The 11,964-nt window shown below is 41.3% G+C and carries 8 protein-coding genes and 1 riboswitch; of the genes, 3 read left to right on the top strand and 5 right to left on the bottom strand.

Features of this window, described 5'->3' with window-relative positions:
• The first annotated feature begins 50 nt into the window (after nucleotides 1–50).
• Nucleotides 51–224, top strand: a riboswitch (Lysine riboswitch).
• A gap of 94 nt (nucleotides 225–318) precedes the next feature.
• Both lysA and LJE72_RS04730 read left to right on the top strand, forming a co-directional pair.
• Complete coding sequence (gene lysA, locus LJE72_RS04735; protein ID WP_229246470.1) at nucleotides 319–1,578, top strand: diaminopimelate decarboxylase; 1,260 nt, start codon at nucleotides 319–321, stop codon at nucleotides 1,576–1,578.
• A gap of 373 nt (nucleotides 1,579–1,951) precedes the next feature.
• The gene (locus LJE72_RS04730) at nucleotides 1,952–5,404 is read left to right on the top strand and encodes a pyruvate carboxylase (RefSeq protein WP_229246469.1); all 3,453 of its coding nucleotides are present in this window, start codon (nucleotides 1,952–1,954) and stop codon (nucleotides 5,402–5,404) included.
• 398 nt (nucleotides 5,405–5,802) lie between these two features.
• On the opposite strand, the gene LJE72_RS04725 is transcribed toward LJE72_RS04730, so the two are convergent.
• The 3 genes from LJE72_RS04725 to LJE72_RS04715 form a co-directional block, all read right to left on the bottom strand.
• Nucleotides 5,803–7,245 (bottom strand): MATE family efflux transporter, encoded by a 1,443-nt coding sequence (locus tag LJE72_RS04725; RefSeq protein WP_229246468.1) that lies wholly within the window; start codon nucleotides 7,243–7,245, stop codon nucleotides 5,803–5,805.
• Between the two features lie 14 nt (nucleotides 7,246–7,259).
• Nucleotides 7,260–7,706: a MarR family winged helix-turn-helix transcriptional regulator gene (locus tag LJE72_RS04720; RefSeq protein WP_229246467.1), complete on the bottom strand. Its 447-nt coding sequence runs from the start codon at nucleotides 7,704–7,706 to the stop codon at nucleotides 7,260–7,262.
• Nucleotides 7,707–7,934: 228 nt separating this feature from the next.
• Nucleotides 7,935–8,489, bottom strand: coding sequence for a ferritin-like domain-containing protein (locus LJE72_RS04715; RefSeq protein ID WP_229246466.1), 555 nt, complete (start codon nucleotides 8,487–8,489; stop codon nucleotides 7,935–7,937).
• A gap of 573 nt (nucleotides 8,490–9,062) precedes the next feature.
• On the opposite strand from LJE72_RS04715, the gene LJE72_RS04710 reads away from it, so the two are divergent.
• Nucleotides 9,063–10,238 (top strand): AI-2E family transporter, encoded by a 1,176-nt coding sequence (locus tag LJE72_RS04710; protein ID WP_396390379.1) that lies wholly within the window; start codon nucleotides 9,063–9,065, stop codon nucleotides 10,236–10,238.
• A gap of 6 nt (nucleotides 10,239–10,244) precedes the next feature.
• On the opposite strand, the gene LJE72_RS04705 is transcribed toward LJE72_RS04710, so the two are convergent.
• A complete protein-coding gene (locus tag LJE72_RS04705; protein WP_229246465.1) occupies nucleotides 10,245–10,445 on the bottom strand; it encodes a Uma2 family endonuclease in 201 nt (66 codons plus the stop codon).
• Between the two features lie 248 nt (nucleotides 10,446–10,693).
• Nucleotides 10,694–11,920, bottom strand: coding sequence for an aminopeptidase (locus tag LJE72_RS04700; RefSeq protein ID WP_229246464.1), 1,227 nt, complete (start codon nucleotides 11,918–11,920; stop codon nucleotides 10,694–10,696).
• Nucleotides 11,921–11,964 lie beyond the last annotated feature (44 nt).

The raw sequence follows: 11,964 nt of genomic DNA, 5'->3' as shown, positions 1-11,964 counted from the left end.
AATTTGATTGACATTTATAAAAGCATTGTTGCATAATAAAACAACTCAATAATTTTGATAGAGGTGCGGTTATTAAGAGTAAGTACACTAAGCGATCCAGCGATGAGGTGTGCCGAAAGGAATAATTGCCGAAGTAAAAGCTGCGGTATAAGGACTTTTACTGGTTATGTATTTAATAGGTACATGACTGTCACCCAGACGCTGGGTGGAGCACTATCTCTTAAAGATTCGCTTAGATATTTAAGCAGTTTAGGAGTTCGCTCTTTAAACTGTTTTCTTATTATTTAGAGTATAAATTGAAGTAAGGGGAGAACATTAGTGGCAGAAAAAACATTACCTTTTGACAAGCAACAGCTGGAAACATTGATCGACCGATACGGTTCACCTTTTCATATTTATGATGAAGCAGCTATCCGAAAAAATGCCCGGAAGTTAATTGAGGCATTCAGTTGGGCTCCGGAGTTTAAAGAGTACTTTGCAGTCAAAGCAACACCTAACCCATATATCCTTAAAATCTTGCGTGAGGAAGGATTCGGAGCGGATTGCAGTTCAATGGCTGAACTAATTTTAGCGGAAAAGGCTCGGATTTTTGACGAAAATATTATGTTCACCTCCAATAATACTCCTGTTACCGAATATAAAAAGGCCAAAGAATTAGGCGCAATTATTAATCTGGATGACATTACTCATATTGATTTTTTAGAAAAAAATATCGGGATGCCTGAAATTATATCATTTCGCTACAATCCGGGCCGCTTGCGCGACGGAGGGAATGCGATTATCGGCAAACCGGCTGACGCTAAATACGGTTTAACAAAGGCGCAAATTTTTGAAGCCTATCAAATTGCCCGAGAAAAAGGAGTAGAACGCTTCGGGATTCACACAATGATTATTTCTAATGAACTTGATTCTAAGTATTTTATAGAGACTGCCACTATGATGTTTAAGCTTATCGGGGAGATAAACGAGAAATTAGGGATTAAAATTGAATTTGTAAATTTAGGCGGAGGCATTGGTATTCCTTATCGGCCGGATCAGGAACCCGTTAGTCTGGATGCTATAGGGAAAGGGATAAAGAAGTCTTACGACGAATTGATTGTTGCTAGGGGGCTGGCCCCTTTGAAGATCGCCCTGGAGAGCGGACGGATGATCATGGGCCCCTATGGTTATTTAGTAACCAAGGTATTGCATAAGAAAGAAATATATAAAAATTATGTAGGGTTAGATGCCTGTATGGCTAACTTAATGCGTCCGGGTCTTTATGGGGCTTATCACCACATCACAGTGATGGGCAAAGAGGATTGGCCAGCTGATTACATTTACGATGTAACAGGGGGGTTGTGCGAGAACAACGACAAATTTGCCATAGATAGGGCGTTACCTAGAATGGATATTGGGGATATTGCTGTTATCCATGACACCGGAGCGCATGGTCATGCTATGGGATTTAACTATAATGGCAAACTGCGCTCCGCAGAATTGCTCCTCAAAATGGACGGCAGCGTGGAAGTTATCCGGAGAGAGGAGACGCTTGAGGACCTTTTTGCTACTTTGGATTTTTCAGGGCTGGAGGATTAATTTTACAAAGGGGCCGTGGCGAAACTTAAGATTTTTTCAAACTGGTGGTGCGTTATCCCAAAATAGAGGACTGTACACCTTTGAAGTGGTGAATAGTCCTCCATATATAAGGGGATTACAAATAGAGTGGGATGTAATAAACTGGAAAACGCAGTTTCGTTACATCCCCCTCATTATTTGTAATTTCTTATGCGAGTGAATATAAAGTTTTTATAGATTTCAAGGTTGTGTCGTCAATATCGCTTATTACAGGATATTATTAATATGGCAAGAAGAAGGGAAAAAATAAAGTATAATTAGGTGCATAAAATTTGTTGGAAAGGTTTACCTTTGGCAAAGTCGAGTGTTCAAAGAAGTATGGAGGAAGAAATTTATGAGTAATTTTAAAAGAGTGATGGTAGCCAATAGAGGCGAAATCGCGATTAGGGTATTTAGAGCTTGTAATGAGCTGGGAGTAAGGACTGTCGCCATATATTCCAACGAAGACAAATACTCCCTCTTCAGAAGCAAAGCCGATGAGGCTTATCTCATCGGTGAAGGCAGAAGTCCTGTTGACGCTTACCTAAATATTGAGGAAATTATCAGTCTGGCAATCAAAAAGGGCGTAGATGCAATCCACCCAGGATACGGATTTTTGTCGGAAAATCCTGAATTTGCCAAACGTTGCGAGCAAGAAGGTATCGAATTCATTGGACCGACGGCAAAGATGATGGACTCGCTGGGCGACAAGATCAAGTCAAAGATTGTCGCCAAGGAAGTCGGAGTCCCGATCATTCCGGGTTATGAAAAGGATATAAAAACTGTGGCTGAAGCAAGAAGGCACGCGAAAGGATGCGGTTATCCTCTGATGCTTAAGGCGACTGCCGGAGGCGGCGGAAGGGGAATGCGGATCGTCAGAGACGAAAGCGAACTGGAGTCTGGCTTCTTAAGCGCTAAAAGCGAGGCGAAAAAAGCCTTTGGCATTGATCATATTTTTATGGAAAAATTTATTGAAAAACCCAAACATGTCGAAGTGCAAGTCCTCGGGGACAAGTACGGCAATATAGTACACATGTTTGAAAGGGACTGTTCAATCCAAAGAAGGCATCAGAAGGTTGTGGAATTCACGCCAGCCTTTTCCATCCCCCAGGAAATTAGAAATAATATCTATCAGGACGCTCTGAAGATTGCCAAGGCTGTAAAATACAGGAGCGCCGGAACCCTAGAATTTCTGGTAGACGACCAGGGAAATTATTATTTCATTGAAATGAATCCACGGATCCAGGTTGAGCACACGGTAACAGAGATGGTTACGGGGATAGATATCGTCCAGGCACAGATCCTGATCGCCCAAGGATACGCCCTGAAATCTCCTGAGATCGGGATAAACTCCCAGGAGGATATTATGCTCAATGGGTATTCCATTCAATGCAGAATCACGACAGAGGATCCCGCGACTAATTTCGCTCCTGACACTGGGAAGATCGAATCCTACAAAACGGGCTCGGGATTCGGGATCAGATTGGACGGCGGAAACGGATTCACTGGCGCTGAAATCAGTCCCTATTATGACAGCCTCCTCTTCAAGAACATCTCTTGGTCCAGGAGTTTTCAGGATGCCATCAAGAAATCCATCCGATCTATAACGGAGACACAGATTACTGGGGTCAAGACCAATATGGGATTTTTGATCAACGTTCTCAATCACCCGCAGTTTCTGAAGGGAGAATGCCATACCGGTTTCATCGAGGAAAATCCTGACTTAATCTCCCTTACTCAGAAAACAGATGATGAAAGCCGGCTTTTGAAATTCCTCGGCAATGTCGTAGTCAATGAGACGAGGGGGGTAAAGCAGGAATATGACGTTCCCAAGGTACCAAAAACCGAAGGTATCAGTCTGAAGGATCTGATTGGGACCAAGCAGATCCTTGATGCTCAAGGTGCAGAGGGGCTTGTCAACTGGATAAAATCTCAGAAGAAGGTATTGCTTACAGACACGACCATGCGGGATGCCCATCAATCGCTGATGGCGACAAGGATCAGGACCAAGGATATGGTTAAGATTGCCAAGGCAACTTCAGCCTACGGCAAAGATCTATTTTCTCTTGAAATGTGGGGGGGCGCAACCTTTGACGTGGCCTACAGATTCCTCAAAGAGTCTCCATGGGCAAGGCTGGAGCTGCTGAGGAAACGAGTCCCCAATATCCTCTTCCAGATGCTCATAAGAGGAGCGAATGGGGTAGGCTATAAGAACTATCCGGACAATGTCATTAGAGAATTTATTAAAGAGTCAGCAGTCACGGGAATTGATGTCTTTAGAATCTTCGACTCTCTAAATGAGCTGAGAGGCATGGAACTCTCTATCGAGGAAGTCTTAAAGAACGGGAAGATCGCTGAAGCCTGTATTTGTTATACGGGAGACATTCTCGACAGTAAGAAGGAAAAGTATAACTTAGATTACTATATAAAGCTTGCGAAAGAGATAGAAAAAACCGGTGCCCATATTCTGTGTATAAAAGACATGTCGGCCCTCTTAAAGCCTCATGCGGCCTATAAACTGGTCAGCACCTTGAAAAACGAGATCGGTATTCCCATTCATCTTCATACCCACGACACTACAGGTAATGGGGTGGCAACGGTACTCATGGCTGTGGAAGCGGGGGTAGATATTGTGGACACTGCGTTTAATAGTATGTCAGGACTTACGAGCCAACCAGCCATGAATTCCATTGCTGCAGCTCTCAAAAATATGGAAAGGGACACGGGAATTGATTTAAAAGGAATCCAAAAGGTGTCTGACTACTGGGAAGCAGTACGACCGGTTTATGGCAAATACGAGTCCGGCTTAAGATCGGGATCTGCTGAAATTTATAAGTATGAGATTCCCGGAGGGCAGTACTCCAACCTTAAGCCTCAAGTGGAAAGCTTCGGGCTCGGGCATAAATTTACCGAGATTAAGGAAATGTACAAGACAGTAAACGAGATGTTGGGGGATATCGTGAAAGTCACTCCGTCCTCGAAAGTCGTAGGAGATTTTGCCATATTTATGGTCCAAAATAACCTCACTCCAGAGAATATTTACGAGAAAGCAGAGCATATGACCTTTCCTGATTCTGCCGTAGCTTATTTTAAGGGGATGATGGGCCAGCCCATGGGAGGTTTCCCGGAGAAACTCCAGAAGCTGGTTCTGAAGGGAGAAAAACCGATCACTGAGCGTCCAGGCGAACTGCTCCCAGATGAAAATTTTGACAAAATCTCTAATCACCTGAGGGATAAATTTGAGTTTGAACCAACTCAGAAGGATATCCTGAGTTATGCCTTATATCCGGAAGTGTTTGAAGGATTCTTGAAAATTGTAGGCGAATACGGAGACCTGAGCAGGCTTGGGAGCGACGTGTTCTTTCACGGTCTACATGAAGGAGAGATTATCGAGGCTGAGGTCGCAGAAGGAAGGAGTCTGATGATCAAGCTCCGCTCCATTGGAAAGCCGGATTTGGAAGGATACAGAACTCTGGTATTTGAAGTCAACAGGAATAGAAGAGAAATCAAAATCAAGGACAAGAACTGGAGTGCCATTAACCTTCTTAGCCAGTCTGGAGAATACAGTTTGACGGAGATGGCAGACCCTGACAATAAGAATGAGATTGGATCCACTATCCCAGGGACGGTGGTGACGTTAATGGTAAAAGAAGGAGATCAGGTAACCCAAAATCAGACCCTGGTGGTTGTTGAAGCTATGAAAATGGAAACAAGGATAACAAGTTCTATCTCAGGGATTGTCAGATCGGTGAATATTAAAGAAGGACAGCAAGTCAAGGCCGGCGAACTCCTTATTGTTGTCGAATAATGGGTATTATGAAAAAGGGATCGTAACGAAATTTGAGATTTTTTCAAACTGGTGGTGCGTTATCCCAAAATAGAGGACTGGACACCTTTGAAGTGGTGAACAGTCCTCCAGTATATAAGGGGATTACAAATAGAGAGGGGATGTAATAAACCGGAAAACAAGTTTCATGACATCCCCTCTCCTTATCCCACAGAATGTCTATCAGCTTAAGTCCGCTGTCAAGAAGCAAGGTATATATTAAGTGCTTTGTTCTTAATCAACTTTACATTGTAGAAAAGCTTCTGTTTTAGAGAAGGTTACCATCTGTATAGATTTGTTCACCACAAACTGAATACCCTCCTGCGCTGATTTAATGCAGGAGGGTATTTTCAGTTAGACGACGGGCTTTCAGACAATGCCTAGCTTCTACCAGTTATGGGAGAAGGTCTATTATCGGTGCCTCTAAAATTGTTTTCGGCAACAAGATCCATCTTCTTGTCTTCGCGTGATGATTGATCATGTCGTATCTTAGCAATGTGTTTCATTTCTAAATAAATTAGGATAGCGGTTAATAGTGTTGCTAAACCATCTGCGATAGGGGCTGTTCTCCAGATGCCGTCGATTCCCCAGAATTTTGGCAAGAATACTAAGAGCGGGATAAACAGTAAAACCTGTCTGGATAAACTGAGTATAATGGAGGGGATTGCTTTTCCCACTGCTTGAAAGTAACTGGAACCAATGATTTGAAAACCAATCAAAGGGCACAACGCAAAATATACAAGCATGGCATCAGCCGTCATTTTCGTAAGCGCCACATCGTTGTTGCTGAACAGTCCTACAATTTGTGTTGGCCATAGATATATAGCTAAAAAGCCAATGATAGAGATTCCGGTGCCTGCGATAGCTGCCTTCTGCAAAGTCTCTTTTACTCGGGCATATTGCTTGGCTCCATAATTATAACCAATAATGGGTTGAGCTCCCTGACTAACGCCTACGACAGGCATCAATAGTAACATAGAGACGCTCATAATAATTCCTACTGCAGACAAAGCTAAATCTCCGCCATAGGTGAACAGACTTTTGTTGAGTATCAGATTTTGAAGACTGTTAGCAAGCTGCATAGCAAAAGGTGCGAATCCTATGGCAACGATACTGGTTAGGATAGCCAGCTGAGGTTTCAAATTTCTCAACCTGATTTTTACTATGCTTCGTCCTGAAAAGAAATAGCTTAATACCAAGAGAGTAGTAACCATCTGACCTGATATTGTTGCCAAAGCTGATCCTTTGATACCTAAGCCCATTTTAAAAATAAAGATATAGTTTAGCACCACGTTAATAAAGGTTCCCGACAGTTGTGTAATCATGGCCAATCTGGGATTGCCTTCTGCTCTTATGAAGTTGTTCATGCCCATACCGAGTGAGCCTAAAACCGAACCCAACATGATAATGTGCGTGAAATCTCTGGCATATGGTAAGACTTCCGGACTGGCACCAAATAGAATCAGAATGGGATCTGAAAAAAGGAGATAGATGACGGATATAATTAGGGGTAAGATAATTAACATCGTTAAGGCGTTGCCGATGATTTGTTCCGCTTCTTCCTTTTTCCGTTCTCCCAGACGTATCGAGATTAAAGCTGTAGCCCCAATTCCTATCAGCATCGAAAAGGCCATCATAATGAGCATTATTGGAAAGGCCACGGTTGTCGCCGCAATGGCCAGTGATCCAATTCCGCGGCCAACAAATATTCGGTCAATAATATTATAAAGTGCGTTCACCAGCATACCCACGATTGCCGGAAGGGAAAATTTCCAAAGCAAACTGCCAACGTTCTGCTTCCCCATAGCTAATTCATTACTCATAATTAATCCACCTTCTATAATTTGTTCATAAATTTAACAACGTTTTTTAGGTTGTTTGCAAATTGCTCCATTTCATTAGAATCTACATCGTGAAATAGTTCGTCCATACTTTGGATGTGATTTGCAATAATAATCTCCATTTGTGCTTTTCCTGAATCAGTCAGCAAAACTAAGGACTTTCGACGGTCATTAGCAACATTGCAACGAACAACAAAACCAGACTCTGTCAATTGGTCTATTAATGTGGTTACACTGCCTTTCTCCATATATAACATCCTAGCAATTTCTGTGGAGGTCAGACTTTTAAACCGATATAACATCATGATGATTTTAGCGTGATTTTTCTTCATTCCGGTTTTACTTTCATTATTATTTCTAAAGGAATAAAGGAATTTTTCGTGAAACATATCCATAAAGCTAAATAGTAGATCATGTAATTCCCGAGTCTCTGAATAATTCAATCCCTACACCACCAATCTAGTTAGAAATCTAACTGTAAGAATACCGACTGTAAGAATACTAACATAGTTTACTCCGATCATTTAACATCGTCAAGTATAAAATAAAAACAATTTGGCGTAAAAAAACCAACCCGTGCCAAACTAATTAGCTATGGGAAGGTTTTTAGTTTTAAGGCAATTATCTTGTTAAAAATTTCAAATATAATAACAAAGGTAAAACCCTAGTTCTTATTCAAGAGGAAAATATTGACAACCGCAAAACTTGCGAAGTGCTTGATTGAAGAGCCGGATATGTACTTTTTCATCTAAAATAATTCGCTGAAGTATTGCTTGTATCTGTGAATCTGCAATATAGCAAATGTGTTTTTGGTATTCTGAGATTGCTTTATATTCTGCATCAATGTCTGCCTTTAATTGTTCACAAAGATTAGTTCCGTAATAAACGAACTTTCCTGACCAGAAATTGTGATGTGTACTGTTGGAACCCCTAATTAATGGATTTCCCCCAAGCTTTGTTATTGTGTCTGCCAAGATATCCATGTGGTGCATTTCGGTTATTGATACATTTTCTAGTAACTCTCCAAGCTCCTTATCAATTTGCTTAAATAAGAAATAGTGATAAAGATATTGACTAATGGCAGTGAACTCACTGACTACACCCGCATAGTCATCCATTAGTATTTCAGCATAATTGAGATTAGGACTAAGGACTTTCACCTCGGGATAGGGAGATGGGTCAGAGTATTGCCCACTTTTATGACTTTCACAATTGATTTCAGTCATTGCATCAACCTCCAGACACAGAGTTCTATTATGTTATATATTCTGAAGGGATTAAAAAATGTCTGTAAGCTCAGAACGTATTTAAAAGAAAAGGGCCAGGATTATTTCAATCCTGACCGAGTTCATAATAATAGGCAATATGCAAAAGGTTGATCTGTGTGCCTTATTCCAAATTCAGGCGTTTGCTTAAAATAAAATTAGTCACTGCAAAGTAGGCTACACATAGAAGTCCGGTGAAAATAATTCCACAAGCCATCGCCCATTGAATTGCATGCTGCATGCCTATGAAATCATTGGAAGAGATATGAATATTGGCAAAATTAAAAAATTCGTTTCACAAGGATTGCAAAAGCCGAATATCAGAAAAAATCTATTGACCAAAGACCTTCAATAGGTATTCTTATGCTGTTTTATCAGCTTAGATATTGTCAATGATATATAAAAAAAGTATATTTAGATAAAAGTTTAATAATGGGCAAAGTCTTCAAAAGGAGAATGGACGCTTAGAGTCGGGGTTTTAAACATTTTAAGATATTGTATCACATCGTCGTTTGCGAATTATTGGAGGTTAATGTGGATTTGAATTGTAATTGGAATAAGAAATACACTACTATTGCGATGTACAGCTTCGTAGTCATTGCTTCCAGCATCCTGTTCTTTCTTGTCATGTCGGGGCTGGACAACTTCACCCAAGTATTGGCGGGTTATTTTTCTGCTCTCTACCCATTTATCTACGGGTTCGTTATCGCCTATCTCGTAAACTTCCTTTTAAACTTCTTTAAAAAGCAGCTAGGAAAGATTCCATCCCTGAAAAAAATTAAAGAATCGTGGTTCCATAGTTTGTCCCTTTTCCTGGCATATCTGGTTTCGAGTTTTTTTCTGTATCTTTTCCTGGCCTTTATTTTCCCACAGCTCGTCGCGAGCATCACCGGGCTTGTCCGGAACATACCGGAATATGTTCGCTCCACGACGGAATACATTAAATATCTGTCGGATGATATTCTGCTTCCACCGGAGGTTGTGGATTTCATCAATAAACGCTTGGACGAGCTGGCGGTCTTTATCAGTAACATTGCAGAGGACCTAGTTCCCATAGCGCTTTCCTTCCTTCGAAACACCGCCCTCTCCGTTTGGAACATATTTCTCGGCATCATCATCTCTATCTACATGTTGGCAGAAAAAGAGAAGTTTATCAGTCTGGCGAAGAAACTCAACTATAGTGTTTTCAACGTGAAGAATGCAGACAGAGTCCTTGAGATTTTGAGACGCACCCAAATAATCTTCAGCAGATTTCTTGGCGGCAAAATCCTCGACTCCTTGATTATCGGAGTATTAACGTTTATCATCCTCACCATCGTAGATATGCCTTACACCTTGTTGGTTACTTTCATCATCACAGTCACTAACATCATCCCTTTCTTCGGTCCCTTCATTGGAGCTGTTCCTTCAGTGATCATTATCTTCTTCGAATCGCCGATCATGGCCTTCTGGTTCCTTATCATCATCTTTATCTTGCAGCAACTGGACGGGAATGTGATCGGACCGAAAATCCTAGGAGATTCTTTGGGCATCTCTTCTTTTTGGATTCTCTTTGCAATCCTTATAGGGGGTAAATTTTTTGGTTTTATCGGCCTGATTATCGGTGTGCCGCTCTTTGTGCTTATCTATTCCATCATCAAAGAGATTGTAGAAGCGCGCTTGAAAGCCAAAGGACTGCCTGAGGACACGAAAGATTATCTGGACAAATAGGCGGTATTATGATTGCAAACTCCTCGCCGCCCCATCTGACAACCGGTAGCGTCTTAATTTGACTCGTTTGTCTTTTAACGCTGTTGACGGACTCAAGACCTCAACCACAAGGTCTGGAACCCCGACGCAGCCTTTTTGATGGATCTTTGATTGATCACATATCAGAGTTATATCAGGTTCAACGTAGTTGTCATTTTCATCATCCAACCATACCCCAAAAGGTGCAGGAAAGGCCTTGCACTGTTTACCTTTTAATATGTATAAAATTCACCATATAAATTCCCCGCAATAGTTTGGTGTTGGGATGAGGGAGGTGGTGTCATATCGTAAATGACACTATCAATACGTTCCCATCGGTCAAACTCGAATTCCAATGGTATTTCTTCCAAATAAAACACTTCCTTTGTAAAATCACACCAGGGTTCGATTTGTTTTAAAAGGCGATGAGAAAGTGACTAAGCAAAGTTGCCGTTTCTAAAGATGGGAATTGAGTTGCCGTCTGAAGTCATCCCTGAGATTTCCAGATCCCTTGTTCCTATCATAAAGTCTACATGCACCAGAGATTCGTTGATTCCCAGTTTCGGAAAGTCTTCTGGGGTTAAATCTGCACTATTTTTCATACATACGGGATAAGCTTTTCCTAATGCTAAATGGCAGGAGGCATTTTCATCGAAGAGAGTATTGAAAAACAAGATATTGGAATTTGAAATCGGAGAATCATAGGGTACCAAAGCGACCTCACCGAGAAAATGGGAGCCGTCATCTGTCTCAATAATTGTCTTTAGTGTCTCGCATCCTTTTTCTGCACTAAAACCGACAATCTTACCGTCTTTAAATGTCATAGAAAAATTCTCTATGAGGTTTCCGTTGTAGTTTAGAGGCAACGAACTGACGACTTTGCCATTCACCCCTGTTTTCTTAGGTAACGTAAATACCTCTTCCGTAGGCAGGTTGGCAATAAACTCGATACCTTCAGGAGTAAACTCGGAACCGCCCAGCCAAATATGATTGTCAGGAAGCTCAATTATTAAATCAGTTCCTAAGGAATTTTTGTAATGAAGGGACGTTAAGGCAAGCGAATTCAAAAAATCTATTCTTGTTTTAAGATTAGCTTTATGTTTTTCCCAAGAATCGATAGGATTCTCGGTGTCGGCACGTACCGTTTTTAAGATGACATCCCAGAGCTTTTCAATCGACTCTTCCTCGGAAAGGTGTGGAAAAACTTTCTTGGACCAAGATGCTGTCGGTATCGAGACAACACACCAGGTATTTTTGTTGCTCATGAGCCGATCACGATAATCTTTGAGGGCGGTATTGCTTGCTTTTTGGGCCTTGGTGATTCTTTCTGAACTGACATCTTTCATTAGCTCAGGGTCTGAGGCTGCTATGCTTAAGAAAGCAGCTCCTTGATGTACATAGGAAAGGTAAAATTCCTTTTGCCACTCTGGAAATTCTTCAAAAATCTCTTCAGGAGCCTGGAGGTAGCGGATCTTTGAGAATAATTCATCTCTCCATTGAATCACAACATCCCTTGCACCCACTTGATAAGCTTTTTGAGCGACCAAGCGGGTAAATGATGCACATTCGATCGGAGCAGAAATAACAAGCGTTTGATTGTCTTGGAGGTTTATACCTGTTTTTACAATGAGATGGGCATATTTTTCCAGTAAATTGTTATTCATATAGACTCCTTTAATAAGCTTAATTGAAACCTAAATTTGGAAAA

The organism is Desulfosporosinus shakirovi, assembly GCF_020595055.1.
Classification (GTDB): Bacteria; Bacillota; Desulfitobacteriia; order Desulfitobacteriales; family Desulfitobacteriaceae; genus Desulfosporosinus; species Desulfosporosinus shakirovi.
This window is presented reverse-complemented; position numbering and strand designations above follow the sequence as displayed.